The sequence below is a fragment of the Mycobacterium sp. genome (genome assembly GCF_035633495.1).
Classification (GTDB): Bacteria; Actinomycetota; Actinomycetes; order Mycobacteriales; family Mycobacteriaceae; genus Mycobacterium.
This window is the reverse complement of the sequence record NZ_DASQEU010000013.1, coordinates 59,330-83,387: the sequence shown is the minus strand read 5'-3', so window position 1 is coordinate 83,387 and position 24,058 is coordinate 59,330. Positions and strand designations below refer to the sequence as shown.

Here is a 24,058-nt window from a genome sequence, read left to right as displayed (position 1 = left end):
CGATGAACAGGTGATCGCCACGACACTCACCAAGGAGACGAAGGATCCCGACTCGCCGATCGCGGGACGTTCGGTCGACGAGATGATCGCGATGCTCGCGCCCGGGCGGGGCTATGAGCGGCGGCTCGACATGATGTTGCGCCTGGGACCCTACGGCGACGCCTTCGGCGCAAACCCCGACGGACTCACTCTCCAACGGTTGAAGGCGGCGCCACACGGCATCGATTGCGGCTCCCTGCGTCCACGTCTGACCGAGGTACTGCGGACACCGTCGGGCAAGGTGGAACTCGCAGCGGCCCTCGTCGTCTCGGACGTGGCGAGGTTACGAACATCGGTGGATCGTCGTGCCGACGGCTACGTGCTCATCGGTCGCCGTCACCTGCGGTCCAACAACAGCTGGATGCACAACCTGCCCGCACTTGCCGGCGGCTCCAATCGCTGCACGTTGCAGATCCATCCCGACGACGCCGCCGAACTCGGTCTGACGGACACGGCCCACATCAAGGGGCCCGGCGGTGAGCTGGAGGCACCCGTCGAGATCACCGATCGCATTCGGCGCGGGGTCGTCTCGTTGCCGCATGGTTGGGGCCACGACACCAGCGGTACCAGGCAATCGGTGGCGGCCGCTCACCCGGGCATCAACGTCAATCAGCTCAACGACGGTACGACGCTCGATCCGCTGTCGGGAACGGCGGTGCTCAACGGGATACCCGTACACATCGCCGCAACGGGCTGAATCAGCCCAGTTCCCACACCACCGTCACCGAGAACCCGACGGTCTGCTGACCAGGTGACAGCGGCACGGCCTCGGCCGCCACGTCGAAGCGGACGGGCGAGGGCATCGTCGGCGGCGCGCCGCTACCGGTCTCCGAAATCGAGAGCACCTTGCCGAGGTCCAGCCCGGACAGCTCCGCGTACTGCTGAGCCCGGCCCTTGGCATCGTCGAAGGCGCGGCTGCGGGCATCCTTGACCAGCTGCGAATCGTCCTCGATGGAGTACGTCACCGAGTTGATTCGGGTGGTGTCGCCGCCCGTGGTGGTGATCGCGCCGAGCACCTGCGGTCCGGTCTCGATCTTGCGGACCTTCACGTCGATCGAATTGCTCGACTGATAGCCGACGATGGTGGTGTTGTCCGCGCCGCCGTACTGCGGCTGCAGGGTCACCGTCGTCGTGCTGACGTCCTTGCGGTCGATGCCCTGAGCCACCAGCGCATCGGTTACCGCGTTGGCGCGACCGCTGGTCTGATTCGAGGCGCCGATGGCGTCGGGCGCCGTCGCGGCGATCGAGAGGCTGATCGTCAGCGTGTCCGGCGTGCCATCGACCTTTCCCTGGCCGACGACGGTGACCTGGCGGGGGGCGGACGTGCCGGGTGCCGGTGTCGGCGCCGCGGTGGCGTCGCAACCCACCACCCCGACGACGGCCAACGCCGCTCCCGCGAGCGCGAACAATCTGATCAACGTTCTCGAAGGCTTCGGTGGCTTCGGCATGTCACGAACCCTACCGCCAGCTCAGGGCGGCACCGGAGTCTTGCGGCGGTTGGGGATTGGCGGCTTACGGCGCCTCCGGTCCGGCCAGGAACTCGAGCAGCGCCGCGTTCACCTCGGTGGGCCTTTCCTGTTGCACCCAATGGCCTGCGCCGTGGATCAGGACTTCGCGGTAGGAACCCGTGACGACCTCGGTCGCCCGACTGGGGTTCATGAACGACAGCACCGGGTCGGCGGTGCCCCCGATGAAGAGCGCGGGTGCCGTGATGGTGTCCGCGGCGGGGGTCGCCATCAGCTCCCAGTTGCGGTCCAGGTTGCGGTACCAGTTCAGCGGACCGCTGAATCCGGTGCGGGTGAATTCCCGCACGTAGTGGTCGAACTCGTGTTGAGCGATCCAGTCGGGCAGCCCCTCGGCCTCGGTTATCCGCTCGATGAAACCCGCCGGACCCGGAGCGAGCATCCTCGACATTGCGCGCTCGTCGGAACCGCTGCCGTGCATCAGTCGCCCGAGCGTCGCCGCCGGGTCGTGGCCCAGTTCCTCGTCGGCGATGCCGGGGTCCTGGAAGTACAGGATGTAGAAGAAGTTGTCGCCGAACGTCTTCCGAAACGACGCGGTCGGCGGTACCTGCGACCGCGGCACCGGCGGCACGCTCAACCCTGCCACCCGTGCGACGCGATCCGGGTGCAACAGCGAAAATCCCCAGGCCACGATCGATCCCCAGTCGTGCCCGACGATGGTGGCCCTATCGGCGCCGACGTCGTCCAACAACCCCGCGATGTCGCCGGTCAGCTTGACGATGTCGTAGTCCTCGATCGCCGACGGCGCCGACGAGCCGCCGTAGCCGCGTTGGTCGGGGGCCAGCACGTGATAGCCCGCCGCGGCGAGCACCGGGATCTGATGCCGCCACGAGTAAGCTAGTTCGGGGAAGCCGTGGGCCAGGACGACGACCGGGGCGCCGCGCTCACCCGCCTCCGTCAACCTCAGCGTCACGCCGTTGGTGTCGACGAACCGTTCGGTAGATGTGAGCACCATCTCAGCCAAGCACAGGGCCGAACGCCCGGGGAAGGTGCGTCGGGCACCCCGTCGGGAACCTTCGGTCGTTGGTCTAGCGGTAGCCTGAACGAACCAACCTGTGCTCATCGGAAGGACGTGGCCGACGCTGTCCCGCTGGCCTAATACAACGAATGAACCGTAAGAACGTCATCCGCACCCTCACCGCAGTAGCGGTCGTCCTGCTGCTCGGTTGGTCCTTCTTCTACTTCAGTGACGACACCCGCGGTTACAAGCCCGTCGACACGTCGGTGGCGATGAGCCAGATCAACGGTGACAACGTCAAGTCCGCGCAGATCGACGACCGCGAACAGCAGGTACGTCTCGATCTGAAGAACGGCAACGGCGACACCAAGGACAGCGACAAGATCCTCGCGAAGTACCCGACGGGGTACGCGGTCCAGCTGTTCGACGCGTTGAGCGCCAAGAACGCCAAGATCAACACCGTCGTCAACCAGGGCAGCGTCGTCGGATCGCTGTTGATCTACCTACTGCCATTGCTGCTGCTCGTCGGGTTGTTCGTGATGTTCTCCCGGATGCAGGGCGGCGGCGGCCGGATGGGCTTCGGCTTCGGCAAGTCCAAGGCCAAGCAGCTGAACAAGGACCTGCCCAAGACCACCTTCGCCGACGTCGCAGGCGTCGACGAGGCGGTCGAGGAGCTCTACGAGATCAAGGACTTCCTGCAGAACCCGACGCGCTATCAGGCGCTCGGCGCCAAGATCCCCAAGGGCGTGCTGCTCTACGGTCCGCCGGGAACCGGCAAGACGCTGCTGGCCCGCGCGGTGGCCGGCGAGGCGGGCGTGCCGTTCTTCACGATCTCCGGCTCGGACTTCGTCGAGATGTTCGTCGGTGTGGGTGCCTCCCGCGTCAGGGACATGTTCGAGCAGGCCAAGCAGAACAGCCCGTGCATCATCTTCGTCGACGAGATCGACGCCGTCGGCCGACAGCGCGGCGCAGGTCTCGGCGGTGGCCACGACGAACGGGAGCAGACGCTGAACCAGCTGCTCGTCGAGATGGACGGCTTCGGCGAACGCCAGGGCGTCATCCTCATCGCGGCGACCAACCGACCCGACATCCTCGACCCGGCGCTGCTGCGTCCCGGTCGGTTCGATCGCCAGATCCCCGTGTCCAACCCCGACATCGCTGGCAGGCGGGCCGTGTTGCGCGTGCATTCGGCGGGCAAGCCCATCGCCGAGGACGCCGACCTGGACGGTCTGGCCAAGCGCACCGTCGGCATGTCGGGCGCGGACCTGGCCAACGTGATCAACGAGGCAGCGCTGCTCACCGCCCGCGAGAACGGCACCATCATCACCGGTGCCGCGATGGAAGAAGCCGTGGACCGCGTCGTAGGCGGGCCGCGCCGCAAGGGCCGGATCATCAGCGAGCACGAGAAGAAGATCACGGCGTACCACGAAGGCGGCCACACCCTGGCGGCGTGGGCGATGCCCGACATCGAGCCGATCTACAAGGTCACGATCCTGGCGCGCGGGCGCACCGGCGGTCACGCCGTCGCCGTGCCCGAGGACGACAAGGGCCTCATGACCCGCTCGGAGATGATCGCGCGACTGGTGTTCGCCATGGGCGGCCGCGCGGCCGAGGAGTTGGTGTTCCGCGAGCCCACCACCGGAGCGGTGTCCGACATCGAGCAGGCCACCAAGATCGCCCGTGCGATGGTCACCGAGTACGGCATGAGCTCCAAGCTCGGCGCCGTCCGCTACGGCACCGAACACGGCGATCCGTTCCTCGGTCGTTCGATGGGGATCCAGGCCGACTACAGCCACGAGGTCGCCCAGATCATCGACGACGAGGTCCGCAAGCTCATCGAGGCCGCGCACACCGAAGCCTGGGAGATCCTCACCGAGTACCGCGACATCCTCGACATCCTCGCGGGCGAGCTCCTCGAGAAGGAGACGCTGCACCGCGCCGAGCTCAGGGCCATCTTCGCCGACGTGAAGAAGCGTCCGCGCCTGACCATGTTCGACGACTTCGGTGGCCGCGTGCCATCGGAGAAACCGCCGATCAAGACCCCTGGCGAGCTGGCCATCGAACGCGGTGAGCCGTGGCCACCGCCGACGCAGGAACCGGCGTTCAAGGCGGCGATCGCCGCGGCGAGCAAGGTGGCCGAGGGCCACAACGGCTCGAACGGCTCGAACGGCTTTCACGGCAACGGCCCGAACGGCTCCAATGGTGCGAACGGCTCCAACGGCAACCGGTCCCACGTCGGCGCGAACGCCTTGCCGGGTCCGGCGGGCAACGGCGCACCGGGCGGGGCGACGCAACCCAACTACGGGGCACCGGCCGGCTGGCAGGCACCGGGTTGGCCGCCGCAGGGGTCGGGCCAGTATCCGCCGCCACCTCCGCCCTCCGCGTGGGGGCCGCCGCCACAGCAAGGTGCCTACCCGCAGCCGTATCAGCAGCCCTACTCTCCGTACCAGCCGTACCCGCAGCCCGGGCATCCTGCCCCACGCGGTGGCGCGCCCGCGCCGAACCCGTACGACGACAAGGGCCATGACGATGGGCCCGCAACGCCGCCCGCCGGCTGATCCGAAACGGAGGCTCCGATGACGAAGCCCGATCTCAGACCCCACACGACCGTGTCGATCAACTCGCACGCCTTCGTGCCTGCGGACTTCGACCAGGATCGTGCCGAGAAGGCCGTGAGGGAGTTGCTGTACGCCGTCGGCGAGGACCCCGACCGGCACGGCCTGATCGATACGCCGTCCCGAGTGGCCCGGGCCTACCGGGAGATGTTCGCGGGGCTGTACAGCAATCCCGACGACGTACTCAACACCACGTTCGACGAGCAACATGACGAACTCGTCCTGGTCAAGGACATCCCGATGTACTCCACGTGTGAACACCACCTGGTGTCGTTCCACGGGGTCGCGCACGTCGGATACATCCCCGGTGTCGACGGACGGGTGACGGGTCTGTCCAAGCTCGCCAGGGTGGTGGACCTGTACGCCAAGCGCCCGCAAGTCCAGGAGCGGCTGACGGGACAGGTCGCGGACGCGATCATGCGCAAGTTGGACCCCCGCGGGGTCATCGTCGTCATGGAGGCCGAGCATCTCTGCATGGCGATGCGCGGTATCCGCAAGCCCGGTGCCACCACCACGACCTCGTCAGTGCGCGGGCAGTTCAAGACCGACAAGGCATCGCGGTCTGAGGCGCTGGATCTCATTCTGCGCAAGTGAGTGCGACGCGCGTGCAGGTGATGGGGGTCGTGAACGTCACCGAGGACTCCTTCTCAGACGGTGGTTTGTACCTCGATCGCGACCGCGCCGTCGCACACGGGATGGCCCTCGCTGCCGCGGGCGCCGCGATCATCGACGTCGGCGGCGAGTCGACCCGCCCGGGCGCCACCCGGGTCGACGCCGCCGTGGAGAGCGCTAGAGTGCTGCCCGTCGTCAAAGAGCTTGCCGGACAAGGCATCACGGTGAGCATCGACACGATGCACGCGGCCGTCGCACACGCGGCGCTCGCGAACGGCGCGCAGATCGTCAACGACGTGTCCGGCGGGCGGGCCGACCCCGGCATGGCGCCGCTGCTCGCCGAGGCAGGCGTCCCCTGGATCCTGATGCACTGGCGTGCGGTCGGCGCCGACCGGCCGCACGAGGTGCCGGAGTACGGCGACGTGGTGGCCGAAGTCCGCGACGAACTGTTGGCCGGGGTCGACGCCGCGGTCGCCGCGGGCGTCGACCCGGCCAAGCTGATCATCGACCCGGGGTTGGGGTTCGCGAAGTCCGCCGAGCACAACTGGACCCTGTTGGCGGCGCTGCCGGAGTTCGTCGACTTCGGCATCCCCGTGCTCGTCGGCGCCTCTCGAAAGCGGTTCCTCGGCGCGCTGCTGGCGGACGGCGGGGGAGAGCTGCGCCCGCCGGACGGCAGGGAGACCGCGACCGCAGTGATCTCCGCCCTGGCCATGATGCACGGCGCCTGGGGCGTCCGGGTGCACGACGTGCAGGCATCCGTCGACGCGCTGAAGGTCGTCGAGGCGTGGGAAGCGGCCCCCACCTGGGAGGGTGAAGAACATCGTGGCTGATCGAATCGAGTTGCGCGGCTTGACCGTTCGTGGACATCACGGTGTCTTCGAGCACGAGCGCCGCAACGGCCAGGACTTCGTCGTCGACATCACGGTCTGGATCGACCTCGCCGCGGCCGCGGCGAGTGACGATCTGGCCGACACCGTCGACTACGGGGCGCTGGCCCAGCTTGCCGCGGACGTCGTGGCCGGACCTCCCCGAAACCTGATCGAGACGGTGGCCGCCGAGATCGCCGACGGGGTGATGGCCGACGAGCGACTGCACGCCGTCGAGGTCGTCGTGCACAAACCCGACGCCCCGATTCCGCTGACGTTCGCCGACGTCGCGGTGGTGGCGCGGCGATCGCGGCGCGGCGCGCGGGGAGGCATTGCGTGACGCCCAACCCTCGAGATTTCGGCGCGCTACCGTTCGCCACGCGACGGTTGGCGCGCCGAAATCGCAGGGTGGTGGCGCCGTGACCCGGGTCGTGTTGTCGATCGGCTCGAACATCGGTGACCGCCTCGCACACCTGCAGTCGGTAATCCACGGGCTGGGGTCCGCGGTCCGCGGCGTCTCGCCGGTGTACGAGACGGACGCGTGGGGCGGCGTCGAGCAGGGGCCGTTCCTCAACGCAGTCCTCATCGCCGAAGACCCGTCGCTCGGTTGTCACGACTGGCTGCGGCGGGGCCAGGAACTCGAACGGGCCGCCCAGCGCACGCGCGATCAGCATTGGGGGCCAAGGACTCTCGACGTCGATCTCATTACGTGTCTCGACGGCCTCGACGAAGTGTCGAGCCGCGACGAGGTGCTGACACTGCCCCACCCGTACGCGCACCAGCGGGCCTTCGTGCTGGCGCCGTGGCTCGCCGTCGACCCCACGGCGACCTTGACGGTGAACGGCACACCGATCCCCGTCGCACGGTTGCTGGCCGATCTGGACGCCACCGAGCGCGACGGCGTCCGACCGGTGGACCACGTGCTGGTGACCTGATGGGTCCGACCCGCAGACGCGACTTGACGGCCGCGACCGTCGTCGTCGCGATCGTCGGCTACGTCCTGGCGAGCCTGACGTATCGGTGGTTCCCGCCGATCACGGTCTGGACGGGGCTGTCGCTGCTCGCGGTGGCGGCGGCCGAGGCGGGCTGGGCGTTCTACGTCAGGTCGAAGATCGGCGAAGGGAAGATCGGCGACGGTCCAGGCTGGCTGCATCCGCTGGCGGTCGCCCGTGCGGTGATGATCTCCAAGGCATCGGCGTGGGTGGGGGCTCTGGTCCTCGGCTGGTGGGTGGGCGTGCTGGTGTACCTGCTGCCGAAGCGTGGCGTGCTGAGGGTCGCGGGCGAGGACAGCACGGGGGCGGTCGTGGCCGCGGTGAGTGCGCTGGCGTTGGTGCTCGCCGCGCTGTGGCTCCAGCATTGCTGCAAGTCGCCGGACGAGCCGCCCGAGGACGCCGACGTTGCGCGCGGTTAGCTCGCGTGAGCAGCTGACCAGGAGAATCGCCGACGCAGTCGATACGCGATGAGACCTGTCGCAGGTACAGTCGGCCCATGACCGAACCGACTCGTGGGACCCGCGCGCGCCGCGGAAACCGCAGGCCGGGCTCGTTGCTGCTGACGGCGTTGCTGGTGCTTGCCATCGTGGCAAGTTCGGCGCTGGTGTTCACCAATGAGGTCGAGCTGCTGAAGCTTGCCGTCCTCGTCGCTTTGTGGGCGGCGGTGGTCGCTGCGTTCGTCTCCTTCATCTACCGGCGGCAGGCCGATCTCGACCACGCCAGGTCGCGCGACCTCAAGCTGGTGTACGACCTGCAGCTGGATCGTGAGATCTACGCCCGGCGAGAGTACGAGCTGTCCATCGAGGCGCAGCTGCGGCGGGAGCTCGCCTCGGAGATGCGCGCTCAGGCGTCCGACGAGGTGGCCGGCCTCCGTGCGGAACTCGCGGCACTTCGCGCGAATCTCGAGATCATCTTCGACACCGATCTGCAGAGCAGGCCCGCCATCGAGACCGAACGCACCAACGTGCACAGGTTCGGGGACTGGGACGCGGTACCGCAGCGTGCGTCGGCGCCGGAGCGCAGTGAGCGAGGCGTCGGCCCCGGCCGGGTGATCAGCAGTCGGATCGACACCGAGACGCCCGAGGACACCGACCCCAACACCGAGGAAAGTCCGATCATCGACGTGCCCGTCGAGCCTCAGCCGCCGGAGGACGAGTGGGCCCCGCAGGTGCCGGGCGGAGTTCACCGCCGGCCGTCCGAGCCGGAACCCGACGGCACCGGAAGGCGACCGCCTCGGCAAGAGCGGCCCCGGCAGGAAGGTCGGCGTCGCGCGCCGGAACCCGAACTTGAACCCGGACCTGCGCCCGACGGCCGGCTGCCATGGATGCCGGTGGATGCCCCGCCGCCAACACCTCAACCTCAGCCGCCTCGACCGCGCGAGCGGCCGGGACGCGTCGCCAGGCACGCGCCGACGGGATCCGACTGGCGGCCTGCGCCAGCCGAGGGGCGGTACATCCCGGCGGGCACGCCGGGGAGCAACTGGGCTTCCCCGACAGTCGAGAACGGTGCGACGGCCCCTGCCGCGGAACAGAGCGAACCGCCGTTCGTCCCCCCGGCCCCACCGCCGGTCGCCCCGCCGACGCCGGCGATGACTCCGCCGCCGACCGAGTCGACGAGGCAGGGTCGGCACTACACCTCGAAGACGGCCGCAGCCGAGGCGGCGAGGCGCACCCGTCACTTAGCACCTGCGGACGCCGACCCAGGGCGCCGCACGCCACCGACCCTCGCCACTCCGGCGTCGCCACCGCCCGAGGGTCCGGACGCGCCTCCCGCCCGCCATCGCGGGGCGGACGAGGCGGAGGAACCCGCCGGCCAGCACATCGGCGGCCAGCCCGTGTCCGAGCTGATGGCGCGGTTGCAGGCCGGTTCCAGCACGGGCGGCGGCCGTCGCCGTCGTCGCGAGGAGTGAGCTAGTCTCAACGCGACCGTCCGGTACCCGCACAGCCGGGACTGGAACGCCTGAAAACATGACATGCGAGGTCGTCTGCGATGGTGCAGTCCGCTGGGCAAGCCTGGGGTCCCCCCGACGGTCTGCGTCCAGCCCGGCTCACGGTGGGCATCATCTCCGCTGGCCGGGTGGGAACCGCGCTCGGCGTGGCATTGGAACGGGCCGAGCACGTCGTCGTGTCTTGCAGCGCGATCTCCCGAGCGTCGCGCCAACGGGCCGAACGACGACTCCCCGACACCCGGGTGCTGCCCGTCCAGGACGTGGCAGCCCATGCCGAGCTGCTGATCCTGGCGATCCCCGATGCCGAGCTCGCCGGCCTCATCGCGGGACTGGCTGCCACCGGATCGGTGCGCCCGGGGACCATCGTCGTGCACACCTCCGGGGCCAACGGCATCGGCGTGCTGGCCCCGCTGGCCGAGCTCGGTTGCATCCCGCTGGCGATTCACCCGGCGATGACGTTCACCGGTTCGGACGAGGACGTCGTCCGACTCTCCGGGGCGTGCTTCGGCATCACCGCCGCCGACGACGTCGGTTACGCGGTGGCCCAGTCGCTGGTCCTGGAGATCGGGGGTGAACCGTTCGGAGTCCGCGAAGACGCCCGCCCGCTGTACCACGCCGCACTCACCCACGGCGGCAACCACGTCATCACCGTGGTGCTCGACGCCGTCGAAGCCTTGCGCGCCGCGCTTCGAGGGCAGGAACTGCTCGGTCAGGAAGTGGTCGGCGACGCTCCGGGAGGCATCGCCGAACGGGTCCTCGGACCTCTGGCGCGCGCGTCGCTGGAGAATGCGCTGCAACGCGGCCAGTCCGCCCTCACCGGTCCCGTCGCTCGCGGCGATGCCGCCGCGATGACCGCTCACCTCCACGCGCTCGCCGACGTGGATCCCGAACTCGCACAGGCATATCGGGCCAATTCATTGCGCACGGCGCAGCGGGCGCACGCCTCGGCCGACGTGTTCACCGCGCTTGGCGGCCCACCGAACGAAGGAGGTCGTGCGTGAACGTCCGGAAACCGCCCGCATTCACCGCAGGTGAGCTCAACGTCTATACCAGGATCCGGGATGCGTCCGACGTGTCCCGCGGGCTTCGGACCACCGGGCGACGCGTCGTGTTGGTGCCGACGATGGGCGCGCTGCACGACGGCCACCTCGCCCTGGTGCGCACGGCCAAACGGGTACCCGGCGCGGTCGTCGTCGTGTCGGTCTTCGTCAACCCGCTGCAGTTCGTTGCCGGTGAGGACCTCGACGCCTACCCCCGGACCCTCGACGACGACCTGGCACTCCTGCAAGGCGAGGGCGTCGAGATCGTGTTCGCGCCAACGGCAGCGGAGATGTACCCGCACGGTCAGCGGACCACGGTGCGGCCGGGGCCGCTGGGTTCCGAGCTCGAAGGTGGTTCTCGGCCAACGCACTTCGCGGGGATGCTGACCGTCGTGTTGAAGCTGCTGCAAATCGTTCGGCCGGACCGGGCGTACTTCGGCGAGAAGGACTATCAGCAGCTGGTCCTGGTGCGGCAGATGTCCGACGATCTGAATCTCGACGTGCAGATCGTGGGCGTGCCGATCGTCCGCGAAGCCGACGGGCTCGCGATGTCCTCCCGCAACCGGTACCTCGACGAGGGAGACCGCGAACAGGCGGGTGCGTTGTCGGCAGCCCTCCTTGCGGGCATGTACGCCGCATCCCGCGGTACGTCGGAGGCGTTGGACGCCGCCCGCGGCGTGCTCGCCGAAGTGCCCGCCATCGACGTCGACTACCTCGAGGTTCGAGATCCGTGGTTGGGACCGGCCCCCGGCGAGGGACCCGCCCGCCTGCTGGTGGCCGCGCGACTCGGGGGGACCCGGCTGCTGGACAACATCGCGATCGACGTCGGCGCGGCAGCGGGCATCGACGGGTATTCCCGCGTCGACCCGGGCCGGAGTCACGAATTACCGTGGAGGAACTGAAGTTGCGGACGATGCTCAAGTCCAAGATTCACCGCGCGACGGTGACTCGTGCAGATCTCCACTACGTCGGCTCGGTCACCATCGACGCCGACCTGATGGACGCGGCGGATCTGCTCGAGGGCGAGCAGGTGACGATCGTCGACGTCGACAACGGCAACCGTCTGGTCACCTACGCCATTACGGGTGAGCGTGGCAGCGGTGTCATCGGGATCAATGGTGCCGCAGCGCATCTGGTGCACCCCGGCGACGGTGCGAACCGGCAGGTCGACGTCGGCCACTCTCCGGCGTTCGTCCCCGCCGGTTTCGCCGACCTGAGTTCACCGCGGTAACGCCGTGCTCCTCGCGATCGACGTCCGCAACACCCACACCGTCGTCGGGTTGATCTCCGGTTCCGGAGATCACGCGAAGGTGGTGCAGCATTGGCGGATTCGCACGGAGGCCGAAGTCACCGCCGACGAGCTGGCCCTGACCATCGACGGTCTGATCGGCGACGATGCCGAACGGCTCACGGGGGCGACCGGTTTGTCGACCGTCCCGTCGGTGCTCCACGAGATTCGGGTCCTGCTCGAGCAGTACTGGCCCTCGGTGCCCCACGTGCTGATCGAACCGGGCGTGCGGACGGGCATCCCACTGCTCGTCGACAACCCGAAGGAGGTCGGCGCCGATCGGATCGTCAACTGCCTGGCCGCCTTCCAGAAGTACGCCAGCGCGGCCATCGTCGTCGACTTCGGCTCGTCCATCTGCGTCGACGTGGTCTCGACCAAGGGCGAGTTCCTGGGTGGGGCGATCGCGCCAGGCATTCAGGTGTCCTCGGATGCGGCGGCCGCACGTTCGGCGGCGCTGCGCAGGGTGGAGTTGACACGTCCGCGCTCGGTGGTCGGCAAGAACACCGTGGAGTGCATGCAGGCCGGCGCGGTGTTCGGCTTCGCAGGTCTGGTCAACGGTCTGGTCAGCCGGGTCCGCCAGGACGTCGACGGCTTCGGGGGCGACGACGTCGCGGTGGTGGCCACCGGACACACCGCACCGCTGTTGCTGCCGGATCTGCACACCGTTGCGCACTACGACCAGCATCTGACCCTCGACGGTCTGCGCCTGGTGTTCGAGCGCAACCAGAACGACACCCGCGGCAAGCTCCGGCAGGCCCGCTAGCTAGCTTCTCCCTCTCCTGCGCGATTTCGGCGTGCTCGGTTTCGATCAGCGCAATTTCGGTAAGCGCAACTCAGCACGCCGAAGTCGCGTCTTCCTGTTGACGTGTGGCGCGCTCGGGAGAATCATGTGTTGCGTATTGCGCAGCATGTTGCGCACTATGCAACAGTTGGAGGATCTCTTGGCAGCCCCCAAGGTCGTCGTCATCGGTGCGGGAATCGTCGGCAGCTCATTGGCAGACGAGCTCACCGCCCGAGGCTGGACCGATGTCACCGTGCTCGACCGCGGACCATTGTTCGCGACCGGAGGGTCGACCTCACATGCGCCCGGTCTGGTGTTCCAGACCAATCCGTCGAAGACCATGTCGGAGTTCGCCAAGTACACCGTCGAGAAGTTCAGCGGCCTGCGTCATCCAGACGGTTGGGCGTTCAACCCGACCGGCGGTCTCGAGGTCGCATCGACGCCGGAGCGTTGGGCCGACCTGCACCGCAAGGCCGGTTGGGCGCAGTCATGGGGCATACCGGGCGAACTGATGACGGCGTGGCAGTGCGCCGAGCTGCATCCGCTGCTGGACGCCGATCGCATTCTCGGCGGATTCCGGACTCCCACCGACGGTTTGGTGAAGGCAATCCGCGCCGTCGAGGCGCAGGCGCAGGCGGCGACGGCTCGCGGCGCCAAGTTCGTGCCGCACACCGAAGTGCTGGGCATCGTCGACGACGGCCGCAAGGTGACCGGCGTCCAGACCGCCGACGGGATCATCGCCGCCGACGTCGTCGTGTGCGCGGCCGGTTTCTGGGGCGCGCGCCTCGCCAAACAGGTCGGTCTCGTCGTGCCCTTGGTGCCGATGGCGCATCAGTACGCGACGACGGGCCGCATCGAACCGCTCGTCGGCCGCAACACCGAGGTGGCCGAGGCCGGGTTGCCCATTCTGCGGCATCAGGACCAGGACCTGTACTTCCGCGAGCACGTCGACCGGATCGGCATCGGCTACTACGGGCACGATCCCATGCCCGTCGACATGTCGACCCTGGCCGCCGACACCGCAGGCGAGCAGATGCCGTCCATGCTCCCGTTCACCGACGAGGACTTCGCCCCTGCCTGGCGCGAGTCGTTGAAACTGCTTCCCGTCTTGGGTGATTCGAAGATCGAGCAGGGCTTCAACGGCATCTTCTCGTTCACGCCCGACGGCTTCTCGATCATGGGCGAGCACCGCGAGCTGAGCGGCTTCTGGGTCGCCGAGGCGGTCTGGGTAACGCACTCGGCGGGCGTCGCAAAGGCCACCGCGGAGTGGATGATCGACGGCGTCCCGTCCACCGACGTTCACGAATGCGACCTCTACCGCTTCGAAGACGTCGCCCGCAGCGAAGAATTCATCCTGACGACCAGCTCGCAGGCGTTCGTCGAGGTGTACGACATCGTTCACCCGCACCAGTACCGCGAGGCGTTGCGCGGACTGCGCACTAGCCCCTTCTGCGCGCGGCAGCAAGAACTCGGCGCGTTCTTCTTCGAAGGTGGCGGTTGGGAACGACCGGCCTGGTACGAGGCGAATGCCGAACTGGCACAACGGCTCAGCACCGAGGGCCTCGCCTTCCCGGAGCGCGACGAATGGTCGGCGATGTTCTGGTCGCCGATCTCGATCGCGGAGGCGCACTGGACCCGCAAGCGTGTCGCCATGTACGACATGACGCCGCTCACCCGGTACGAGGTCGCGGGCCGCGGCGCGGTGGGGCTGCTTCAGCGGCTCACCACCAACAACGTCGACAAGAGCGTCGGCTCGGTCACCTACACCATGCTGCTCGACGAAACGGGTGGCGTCCGAAGCGACCTCACCGTTGCCCGCCTCGCTGCCGACCGCTTCCAGGTCGGTGCCAACGGTCCGATGGACTTCGACTGGATCACCCGCCACCTGCCCGACGACGGCAGCGTGACGGTCCGCGACATCACCGGCGCGACGTGCTGCGTCGGCGTGTGGGGACCGGAGGCACGCGATCTGGTGCAGCCGTTGTGCCACGACGACCTGTCGCACGAGGGGTTCAAGTACTTCCGCGCCCTGCGCACCCATCTCGGGTCGATCCCGGTGACCATGATGCGAGTGTCCTACGTCGGTGAACTCGGTTGGGAGATCTACGCCGACGCCGCGTACGGTGCGGCGCTGTGGGACCTGTTGTGGTCCGCCGGCCGGGATCACGACGTGATCGCCGCGGGCCGGATCGCGTTCAACAGCCTGCGGATCGAGAAGGCCTACCGATCCTGGGGGACCGACATGACGGCCGAACACCAGCCCGCCGCTGCGGGCCTGGACTTCGCAGTCCGGATGGCCAAGGATGACTTCGTCGGCAAGGCCGCGTTGGAGAAGGCGCCTCCGCCGCAGAAGACGTTGCGCAGCATCGTCTTTCACGATTCGACGGCCGTGGTGCTCGGCAAGGAGCCCGTGTTCGCCGACGACGGCGGCGACTGTGTCGGGTACGTGACCAGTGCCGCATACTCGGCCACGATCGGCCGTTGCATCGCCTATGCGTGGCTGCCGGCGGCCACGGGGCCCGGTGACGTCGTCGCCGTCGACTACCGAGGCAGTCGCTACGGTGCCACGGTCCACGAGGAACCGGTGGTGGACCCCGAGATGTCCAGGATCAGGCGATGAGCGACGCGGCATACGACGTCATCGTCGTCGGACTCGGCGGGATGGGCAGCGCGGCGGCCTACCATCTGGCCAGCCGTGGTCAGCGGGTGCTCGGACTGGAGAAGTTCACCCCGGCACATGACAAGGGGTCCAGCCACGGTGGCTCCCGCATCATCCGGCAGTCCTACTTCGAGGATCCGGCGTACGTTCCGCTGCTGCTGCGGAGCTACGAACTGTGGGAGAAGCTGGCCAAGGACTCCGGTCGGGAGGTGTACCGGATCACCGGCGGCCTCTTCAGCGGCCCGCCCGAATGTCTGACCGTATCCGGGGGTCGGCGGGCGGCCGAGCAGTGGTCCTTGCCGCACGAAGTGCTCGATGCGGCAGAGGTCAGCTCCCGTTTTCCGAACTTCACGCTCCAGCAGGGTGATATCGCGATCTACGAGGCCATGGCAGGGTTCGCCCGACCGGAGATGACGGTGCAGGCGCACATCGATCTGGCGATTCGCGAAGGTGCCACACTGAACTTCGGCGAACAGGTCCGCGAATGGTCCGAGACCGCGGGTGGTGTGCGGGTCACGACGGACCGCGGCAGCTACACCGCAGGCCAGGTCGTGATCTGTCCGGGCGCCTGGGCGCCGCAACTGCTCGCCGAGTTCGACATCCCGATCACGATCGAGCGCCAGGTGCTGTATTGGCTCGACCCCGTCGGGGGAACGGCGCCGTTCGAGAACCAACCGATCTTCATCGACGAGAACGCGGCGGGCATGCAGATCTACGGCTTCCCGGCGATCGACGGTCCCTCGGGCGGCGTCAAGGTCGCGTTCTTCCGCAAGGGCATCGTCTGCACGCCGGAGACGATCGACCGCGTGGTGCATCCCGAGGAGATCGTCGAGATGCGCAAGCGGGTCAGCGAACTGCTGCCGGCACTCGACGGTCCGTGCGTGCACTCCGCCACCTGCATGTACTCCAACACACCCGATGAGCACTTCGTCATCGCGCGACACCCGGATTCTGCGAATGTCAACGTGGCGTGCGGCTTCTCGGGTCACGGCTTCAAATTCGTCCCGGTGGTCGGCGAGATCCTGGCCGACCTGGCGATGACCGGCACCACGGACCATCCCATCGATCTCTTCGACCCTCGGAGGCTGGTGACGCTATGACGGGCATCGAGACGCCCGCGCTGCTGTCCACGCTGGGTGGTGAGTTCTATACCAGCAGTGCAATTTTCGCCGCAGAGCAGGAGCAGATCTTCGAGCGGACGTGGTTCTGCGCCGCCAGGTCCGCCGAACTCTCCAACCCCGGACAGTTCAAGACCGTGCAGGTCGGCCGCGAGAGCGTGCTGGTGGTCCGCGGACGTGACGGGGCGTTGCGCGCATTCCTCAACGTGTGCCGCCACCGCGGGGCAACTCTGTGCACCGAAGCGTCCGGTGAGGTCAAGCGAAGTCTGCAGTGCCCGTATCACGCCTGGACCTACGCGCTGGACGGCAAGCTCATCGCCGCACCGAACATGGCGTCGCTCAAGGAGGCCTCGGGCGAGGGCATCGACCGCTACAAGTACGGCCTGGTGCCGGTCGCGCTGACCGAGTGGCTTGGTTATGCCTGGGTTTGCCTGGCAGACGACCCGCCGTCGTTCGTCGACGAGGTCGCTGGCGAGGTCACCCGCCGACTCGGCGATCCCGCTGCCATCGACCACTACGACATCGAGAATCTGAGCGTCGGTCGCCGGGTGGTCTACGACGTGGCCGCCAACTGGAAGCTCATCGTCGAGAACTTCATGGAGTGCTACCACTGCGCCACCATCCATCCGGAGCTCACCGAGGTGCTTCCCGAGTTCGCGAAGGGCCTGGCCGCGCAGTATTACGTCGGCCACGGCGCTGAGTTCGGTTCCGACGTATCGGGTTTCACCATCGACGGGAGCGCCGGATTCGACACTCTTCCCGGGGTCACCGAGGACCAGGACCGCCGCTACTACGCCATCACGGTCAAGCCGACGGTCTTCGTCAACCTGGTGCCCGATCACATCATCTTCCATCGGATGTACCCGATGGCCCTCGATCGCACCGTCGTCGAATGCGACTGGCTGTACACCCCGGACGTGGTGGAGCAGGGCCGCGACGTGTCCCGGTCGGTCGAGTTGTTCCACCGCGTCAACGAGCAGGACTTCGAGGCCTGCGAGCGCACCCAGCCCGCGATGTCGTCGCGCGCCTATCGCGACGGTGGGGTACTCGTTCCTTCCGAACACCACATCGCGGAGTTCCACGAGTGGGTAGTGTCCCGAGTCGGCGCGCAGTCTCGCCCCGGCGGCTCCGGCGACACGAGGTGACATGTGAACGGTGAACCCGACCTCTACGTCGGTGCGCAGTGGCGTCACGCGTCCGACGGTGGGACGCGCGAGATCAACAATCCGGCCGACGGAAGTGTGGCTGCCGTCGTCGACGAGGCGACCGACGCCGACGCGCGCGACGCCGTCCGCGCTGCCAGAGCAGCGTTCGACGACGGGGCCTGGCCGGCGACGTCCGCGGCCGAACGGTCTGCCCTTCTCGATCGGATAGCCGACCTGCTGCAGCGCGACAAGGAGCCGCTGGCGTTGCTGGAGACCCGCGACACTGGAAAGACCCTGGTGGAGAGCAGGATCGACATCGACGACGTGACGTCGGTGTTCCGTTACTACGCAAAGCTGGTCGGAGTCGAAGCCGACCGGGTGATCGACGTCGGCGACCCCGCCATCATCAGCCGCGTGGTGCGCGAGCCCATCGGTGTCTGCGTACTCATAGCGCCGTGGAACTATCCGCTGCTGCAGATGTCGTGGAAGATCGCACCCGCTCTCGGCGCAGGTTGCACGATGGTCGCGAAGCCCAGCGAGGTCACGCCACTGTCCACCATCGCCTTCGTCCACCTTCTCGAGGAGGCGGGTGTGCCCGGCGGCGTGGTCAACCTCGTCCAGGGCAGCGGCGCCGCGCTCGGATCGGCCCTGACCGACAACCCGGAGGTCGACTTCATCTCGTTCACCGGCGGGCTGGCCACCGGCCGGACCATCGCCAGGGTCGCGGCCGAGCACGTGACCAAGGTCGCCGTGGAGCTCGGCGGCAAGAACCCGCACATCGTCTTCGCCGACATCGGAACGGGAGATGCGTGGGACGCCGCCGTCGACCAGGTCTTGACCGGGGTTTTCCTCCACTCCGGTCAGGTGTGCTCGGCGGGCACCCGGCTGATCGTCGAGGAGTCGATCGCCGACGACTTCGTCTCAGAACTGGTCATCCGCGCCGAGAAGATCCGGATGGGTGACGGCATGGATCCGGCGAGCGAGACCGGACCACTGGTGTCGGAACAGCATCGCGCCAAGGTGGAAGCGCATGTGGCGTCGGCGATCTCGGAGGGGGCCAAGCTGGTCACCGGCGGCTCGCGACCAGCCGACGCCGAACTCCAGAAGGGCAGTTTCTACCTGCCGACAATCTTCGATCGGTGCGACCGATCGATGGGGATCGTCCATGAGGAGACCTTCGGACCGATCCTGACAGTGGAGCGATTCACGGAGGAAGCCGAGGCGATAACTCTCGGCAATGACACGGAATACGGTCTCGCGGCGGGCGTTCGTACGTCCGACCCGGCGCGGGGCGAACGTGTGGTGCGCGCTTTGAGGCACGGCACGGTGTGGCTGAACGACTTCGGCTACTACACCGCGGCAGCGGAGTGGGGCGGATTCGGGAAGTCTGGTAACGGCCGTGAGCTGGGGCCCACCGGGCTCGCGGAATACCAAGAGCTCAAACATATCTGGCATAACACCGCGCCGAAACCCGCAGGCTGGTTCAAAGGTGAATGACCTGTCGCGGCGAGCACTTCAGAGAGGACGCCGTCATGGCCGTTGAAACGAGTTCGTCGAGCGCCGATAGCGGCGGCCTCGACGACTTTGGTTACAAGGAATCCCTCGACCGCAGCATCGGCAAGTTCGCCAGCTTCGCGGCCGGGGTCAGCTACATCTCGATCCTCACCGGCACGTTCCAGCTGTTCTACTTCGGCTTCGGCACGGCGGGCCCCGCCTACCTCTGGTCGTGGCCTATCGTGTTCGTCGGCCAGATGGCCGTCGCGCTGTGCTTCATGGAGCTTGCCGCGAAGTATCCCATCGCCGGGGCGGTCTACAACTGGTCGAAGACGTTGGGTAGCAGGATCGTCGGGTGGTCATCGGGCTGGCTGATGCTCACCGCGTCGATCGTGACTCTCTCGGCGGTGGTGTTGGCCCTTCAGCTCAACTTGCCCCGGCTGTGGAGTGGGTTCCAGATCATCGGCGACGGCAGCACCGCATCGGACTTCGCACTCAACGCCGTCATCCTCGGCGCGATCATGATCGTGTTCACCACGGTGATCAACGCGCTCGGCGTCAAGCTGATGGCGAGGATCAACAGCGCGGGCGTGTTCATCGAACTCATCGCGGCGGTCCTCATCGCCATCATCCTGGCCGCCAGCACTACTCGCGGTCCGTCGGTGTTCTTCTCCACCAACGGCTACGGCGCCGGTGAGAGCGGCGGCTACCTGGGGGCGTTCCTGATCGCGTCCCTGGCCTCGGGCTACGTGATGTACGGCTTCGATACCGCCAGCTCGCTGGGGGAGGAAACCGTCGAGCCCAGACGCACCGCCCCGAAGGCCATCTTCCGGGCCATCCTGGCCTCGTTCGTGATCGGCGGCGCGATCCTGGTCTTCGCCGTCCTGTCGGCGCCCAACTTGGAGGATCCCGCGATCGGCGAGAGCAGCGGCGGCTTGCAGTACATCGTCGAGCAGGTCATGTGGGGCCCACTGGGCAAGGTCTTCATCGTTTGTATCGTCATCGCGGTGACGGTGTGCTCACTGGCCGTGCACACCGCGGCGATCCGCCTGATGTTCGCCATGGCGCGTGACAACGCGCTTCCCTTCGGCGAGAAACTGGCTCGCGTCAATCCCAAGACCCAGACTCCGATCATTCCTGCCATCGTCATCGGCGGAATCGCGGTGCTGATCCTGGTGATCAACGTGGGACAGCCGAAGATCTTCACGGTGCTGACGTCGATCGCCATCATCATGATCTACCTGGCCTATCTGATGGTCACCGCGCCGCTGCTGAAGAAGCGCATCCAGGGCCATTGGCCGCCAAAGGATCTCAAGGAGGGCGGCTACTTCACCATGGGCAAGTGGGGCATGCTGGTCAACATCGTCGCCGTGGTGTGGGGCGTCGGCATGGCGCTAAACCTGGCCTGGCCGCGGGAGGCCGTCTACGGCGAGGGCTGGTACAACGCGTGGGGTGCCTTCATCTACATCGGTGTCATCCTCGGCGCGGGTCTGCTGTGGTACGGCCTGAAGGGCCGCAACCACATTGGGACGCTGGAATCACATGCCGCGCCGAGCAGGGCCGAGGCGGGCAACCTGGATCCGGGGCCGATCGGTGTCTGATCACGAATTCGACTACGTGATCGCGGGCGGGGGGACGGCAGGCTGCGTCTTGGCCGCCCGCCTGTCCGAGGATCCCGACGTGACGGTGTGTCTGGTCGAGGCCGGGCCGTCGGACGTCGGCGACGGCAACATCCTTCCGCTGTCGGAGTGGATGCACCTGCTGGACTCCGGCTACGACTGGGATTATCCGGTCGAACCGCAGGAGAAGGGCAACAGCTTCATGCGGCACGCCCGCGCGAAGGTGCTTGGCGGCTGTTCGTCGCACAACTCGTGCATCGCGTTCTGGCCGCCTGCCGAGTGCCTCGACGAATGGGTCGAGATGGGTGCCACCGGCTGGGGTGCCGCCGAAATCCTGCCGCTGGTCAAGCGTTTGGAGAACAATGACGCACCGGGGGACCACGGACACGACGGCCCCGTACGCCTTCAGGACGTACCGCCCAACGACCCCTGTGGCGCAGCGGTGTTGGAGGCGGCGGCGTCGGTCGGGTTGCCGACGGTGGCGTTCAACCGCGGTGAGACCGTGCACAACGGTGCGGGGTGGTTCCAGATCAACGTGGGCGAGGACGGCATCCGCATGTCGACCTCTCATGCGTATCTGCACCCAATCCTGGACTCTCGCAAGAACCTCGAGGTCCGCACCAACTGCTGGGTCTCGGAGATCCTCTTCGACGACGCGAACGCTGCCACCGGCGTGCGCTATCAACGGCCAGATCTCACGGGGTACGACACGGTGTCGGCCCGCCGCGAGGTCATCCTCACCGCCGGGTCCATCGACACCCCGAAGTTGTTGATGCTCTCGGGAATTGGGCCTGCCGAGCACCTCAAGGAGATCGGGATGCCGATCCGGGTCGACTCGCCGGGAGTGGGATCGAATCTCGACGACCACGTCGAGGGGCTGGTGTTCTGGGAGGCGTCGCGGCCGATGGTCACCACGTCCACGCAGTGGTGGGAGATCGGTCTGTTCACCACGATCGACGAAGGTAGCGCCCAACCCGACCTGATGATGCACTACGGCAGCGTGCCGTTCGACATGAACACGTTGCGGCGCGGTTATCCGACCACCGACAACGGATTCTGTCTGACGCCCAACGTGACTCAGGGCCGTTCACGAGGGACGGTCCGGCTGCGAAGCCTGGACTTCAGGGACCGGCCCAAGGTCGATCCCCGCTACTTCACCGATCCCGAGGGCTACGACGAGCGGATCATGCTCACCGGTATTCGCCTGGCCCGCAAGATCGCCGAGCAGGCGCCCCTGAAGGAGTGGATCGCCAGGGAGCTGGCACCGGGCCCGGAGGCGACCACCGACGACGAGCTACTCGACTACATCCACCAGACGCACAACACCGTCTACCACCCTGCAGCCACCGCCCGGATGGGTGCGGTGACGGATCCGATGGCGGTCCTCGACCCGGAGCTGCGGGTCAAGGGCGTATCCCGGCTGCGGGTGGTCGACGCGTCGGCGATGCCCAAGCTGCCTGCGGTGAACCCCAACATCACCGTGATGACCATGGCCGAGAAGTGCGCGGACCTGATCCGGGGGACCTGAGCCGGTTCCTCGGCGAGCACACCCCGTTCCAGTCGATGGCGCCCGACGAGCTCGACGAGCTCGCCGCCGGGTCGTCGCTGGTCGCGTTCGCCACCGATGCGGTGATCGCCGACTACTCCGCGCAGGTGCCCGACGACGTCTGGATGGTTCGCACGGGCCACATAACGCTGCAGGCCGCCGACGGCTCGGCGATCGACACCATCGAACCCGGTGGCATCTTCGGCTACACGCCGTTGCTCACCGGCGGCGGCATGGAGTTCGTCGCGCGGGCCACCGAACCGAGCACCCTGATCCGCTTACCGGGGGACCAGGTCAGGGCGCAGTTCGCCAAGCCCGCGGGCCTGGCTTTCCTTGCCTCGTCGGCCTGGAGCATCACACCCGGCAACCGGCCGGCGCTGGTCCCGGTGGCCGACAGCAGGCCGGTAGGCGAACTGGTGCACGGCGATCCGCTTCTGGTGACACCGGACGTCTCCGTGCGCGACGCCGTCGTCCGGATGACCGAGCACCACGTCTCCTACGCCTTGGTCTCGCTGCCGGACGGAGAGTACGGCATCTTCACCGACCGCGATCTGCGGACGCGGGTGGTCGCCGCGGAACTCTCGGTGGAGGTGCCGATCACCCGGGTGATGAGCGCACCCGCGCGACGCGTCACCGCTGACCTGACGGCCGAGACGGTACTGATGCAGATGCTCGAGAGCGGTCTTCGGCACATGCCCGTGACCACGACGCGCGGAGAGGTCGTCGGCGTCCTCGAAGACGCCGACCTGCTCGCTGCGTCGGCAAGGCAGAGTTTCATGTTGCGTCGGTCCATCGGACTGGCCGCCGACGCCGCCGAATTACAGGCCGCCGCGCAGGACGTCACGCACATCGCCAGCGCGCTGTTCCGCAGCGGCACCAAGGCATCCGCGACGAGCGGCATTCTCTCCATCGTGATCGACAGCGTGGTCCGGCGGGCACTCGAACTCGCCCTCGCCGAGGCCGCCGAAGCGAATGCTGGTGCGCACGTTCCGAAGTCGGGGTTCGCGTGGCTCACCCTCGGTAGCATCGCCCGGCGCGAGGCCATGCCGTCATCCGACGTCGACAGTGCGCTGTCGTGGCGGGACGATCTGTCGCAGGAAAGCGACCAGCTGCGGGCGATCGCCCGGCGCACCCATGCCATCCTCGACGGCTGCGGGTTACCGTCGGACAGCAACGGTGCCATCGCCGCCAGCCCGAATTTTGCTCGCTCCCAAAGTGATTGGGCGGCCGCGGCGAAGGGCTGGCTCGATGATCCGCTGATCGACAAGGGGCTGATCCTGTCCTCGTTGCTGCTGGACGGGCGGGTGGTCTGGGGCGACGCCGTCCTGCACACCGTTCCGGCGGCGTACCGCAGAATGCGCGCCGAGCACCCGAACGCGTTGCGGCTGCAACTGCTCGACGCGCTGTCCGGACGGGTTCGCACCCGTTCGCTGCGCGACGTGCTCTCCCGTCGCGGTGGCACGTTCGACCTGAAGAGCCACGCCGTGACGCCGATCGTGAATCTGGCGCGGTGGGGCGGGCTCGCCGGTGACGTCGCATCGGCATCGACGCCCGCGCGGCTATCGGCAGCGGCGGCGAGCGGAGCTCTCACCGAACGCGACGCCTCCACCCTCGGCGAGGTCTTCGGCATGCTGCAGCGGCTGCGGATGACCCACCAGGTCGAGCAACTGTCGGTAGGCCACAGCCCCGGCGACGTCGTCACGATGTCGGAGCTGTCGCCGCTGAACAGGAGCTTGCTCAACGACGGTCTCCGCGAGATCGCCGCGGTTCAGAGACGTGTCGGCAACTTCGGCATTCCGGCCGTATAGGGTCGAT

21 protein-coding genes are annotated in these 24,058 nt (G+C 67.6%); 19 read left to right on the top strand and 2 right to left on the bottom strand.

The genetic code is table 11. The annotated features are described in order from the left end of the window. On the top strand, nt 1-736 hold a 736-nt coding region (locus VET27_RS02325), incomplete at its 5' end, for a molybdopterin dinucleotide binding domain-containing protein (RefSeq protein WP_526514766.1). A gap of 1 nt (nt 737) precedes the next feature. On the opposite strand, the gene VET27_RS02320 is transcribed toward VET27_RS02325, so the two are convergent. Then, a complete protein-coding gene (locus VET27_RS02320) occupies nt 738-1,487 on the bottom strand; it encodes an SIMPL domain-containing protein (protein WP_526514765.1) in 750 nt (249 codons plus the stop codon). 64 nt (nt 1,488-1,551) lie between these two features. Next, nucleotides 1,552-2,517 carry an alpha/beta fold hydrolase gene (locus tag VET27_RS02315; RefSeq protein WP_526514764.1) on the bottom strand — a complete coding sequence of 322 codons (966 nt, stop codon included), beginning with the start codon at nt 2,515-2,517 and terminating at the stop codon, nt 1,552-1,554. Between the two features lie 152 nt (nt 2,518-2,669). On the opposite strand from VET27_RS02315, the gene ftsH reads away from it, so the two are divergent. The 18 genes from ftsH (at nt 2,670) to VET27_RS02225 (ending at nt 24,051) form a co-directional block, all read left to right on the top strand. Next, complete coding sequence (gene ftsH, locus VET27_RS02310; protein ID WP_526514763.1) at nt 2,670-5,078, top strand: ATP-dependent zinc metalloprotease FtsH; 2,409 nt, start codon at nt 2,670-2,672, stop codon at nt 5,076-5,078. An 18-nt stretch (nt 5,079-5,096) separates the two neighbouring features. Next, nucleotides 5,097-5,729, top strand: a complete 633-nt coding sequence (gene folE, locus VET27_RS02305; RefSeq protein WP_526514762.1) for a GTP cyclohydrolase I FolE — start codon at nt 5,097-5,099, stop codon at nt 5,727-5,729. Further along, nucleotides 5,726-6,577, top strand: coding sequence for a dihydropteroate synthase (gene folP, locus VET27_RS02300; protein ID WP_526514761.1), 852 nt, complete (start codon nt 5,726-5,728; stop codon nt 6,575-6,577). The genes folE and folP overlap by 4 nt, the downstream gene beginning before the upstream one ends. Then, nucleotides 6,570-6,953, top strand: a complete 384-nt coding sequence (gene folB, locus VET27_RS02295) for a dihydroneopterin aldolase (protein ID WP_526514760.1) — start codon at nt 6,570-6,572, stop codon at nt 6,951-6,953. The genes folP and folB overlap by 8 nt, the downstream gene beginning before the upstream one ends. Nucleotides 6,954-7,032: 79 nt before the next feature. Next, nucleotides 7,033-7,548, top strand: a complete 516-nt coding sequence (gene folK / locus VET27_RS02290; RefSeq protein ID WP_526514759.1) for a 2-amino-4-hydroxy-6-hydroxymethyldihydropteridine diphosphokinase — start codon at nt 7,033-7,035, stop codon at nt 7,546-7,548. Then, the gene (locus VET27_RS02285; protein ID WP_526514758.1) at nt 7,548-8,024 is read left to right on the top strand and encodes a DUF3180 family protein; all 477 of its coding nucleotides are present in this window, start codon (nt 7,548-7,550) and stop codon (nt 8,022-8,024) included. Before folK ends, VET27_RS02285 begins: the two co-directional genes overlap by 1 nt. Nucleotides 8,025-8,101: 77 nt before the next feature. Then, nucleotides 8,102-9,514 carry a DUF6779 domain-containing protein gene (locus VET27_RS02280; RefSeq protein WP_526514757.1) on the top strand — a complete coding sequence of 471 codons (1,413 nt, stop codon included), beginning with the start codon at nt 8,102-8,104 and terminating at the stop codon, nt 9,512-9,514. 80 nt (nt 9,515-9,594) lie between these two features. Continuing rightward, entirely contained in the window at nt 9,595-10,554 is a 960-nt protein-coding gene (locus VET27_RS02275) for a Rossmann-like and DUF2520 domain-containing protein (RefSeq protein ID WP_526514756.1), read from the top strand. Continuing rightward, the gene (gene panC / locus VET27_RS02270; RefSeq protein ID WP_526514755.1) at nt 10,551-11,495 is read left to right on the top strand and encodes a pantoate--beta-alanine ligase; all 945 of its coding nucleotides are present in this window, start codon (nt 10,551-10,553) and stop codon (nt 11,493-11,495) included. The genes VET27_RS02275 and panC overlap by 4 nt, the downstream gene beginning before the upstream one ends. Before the next feature lie 11 nt (nt 11,496-11,506). Continuing rightward, nucleotides 11,507-11,824 (top strand): aspartate 1-decarboxylase, encoded by a 318-nt coding sequence (gene panD / locus VET27_RS02265; protein ID WP_526514770.1) that lies wholly within the window; start codon nt 11,507-11,509, stop codon nt 11,822-11,824. A 4-nt stretch (nt 11,825-11,828) separates the two neighbouring features. Continuing rightward, nucleotides 11,829-12,644, top strand: coding sequence for a type III pantothenate kinase (locus VET27_RS02260; RefSeq protein WP_526514754.1), 816 nt, complete (start codon nt 11,829-11,831; stop codon nt 12,642-12,644). 178 nt (nt 12,645-12,822) lie between these two features. Then, complete coding sequence (locus VET27_RS02255) at nt 12,823-15,282, top strand: FAD-dependent oxidoreductase (RefSeq protein ID WP_526514753.1); 2,460 nt, start codon at nt 12,823-12,825, stop codon at nt 15,280-15,282. Continuing rightward, nucleotides 15,279-16,421, top strand: coding sequence for an N-methyl-L-tryptophan oxidase (gene solA, locus VET27_RS02250; protein WP_526514752.1), 1,143 nt, complete (start codon nt 15,279-15,281; stop codon nt 16,419-16,421). The genes VET27_RS02255 and solA overlap by 4 nt, the downstream gene beginning before the upstream one ends. After that, nucleotides 16,418-17,584 carry an aromatic ring-hydroxylating oxygenase subunit alpha gene (locus tag VET27_RS02245; RefSeq protein ID WP_526514751.1) on the top strand — a complete coding sequence of 389 codons (1,167 nt, stop codon included), beginning with the start codon at nt 16,418-16,420 and terminating at the stop codon, nt 17,582-17,584. The genes solA and VET27_RS02245 overlap by 4 nt, the downstream gene beginning before the upstream one ends. 3 nt (nt 17,585-17,587) lie before the next feature. Next, nucleotides 17,588-19,081 (top strand): aldehyde dehydrogenase family protein, encoded by a 1,494-nt coding sequence (locus VET27_RS02240; RefSeq protein WP_526514750.1) that lies wholly within the window; start codon nt 17,588-17,590, stop codon nt 19,079-19,081. 35 nt (nt 19,082-19,116) lie between these two features. Beyond that, a complete protein-coding gene (locus VET27_RS02235) occupies nt 19,117-20,679 on the top strand; it encodes an amino acid permease (protein ID WP_526514749.1) in 1,563 nt (520 codons plus the stop codon). Continuing rightward, on the top strand, nt 20,672-22,225 hold the full coding sequence (locus VET27_RS02230) for a GMC family oxidoreductase (RefSeq protein WP_526514748.1): 1,554 nt from the start codon (nt 20,672-20,674) through the stop codon (nt 22,223-22,225). The genes VET27_RS02235 and VET27_RS02230 overlap by 8 nt, the downstream gene beginning before the upstream one ends. Nucleotides 22,226-22,260: 35 nt before the next feature. Beyond that, entirely contained in the window at nt 22,261-24,051 is a 1,791-nt protein-coding gene (locus VET27_RS02225) for a putative nucleotidyltransferase substrate binding domain-containing protein (RefSeq protein WP_526514769.1), read from the top strand. Nucleotides 24,052-24,058: the final 7 nt, after the last annotated feature.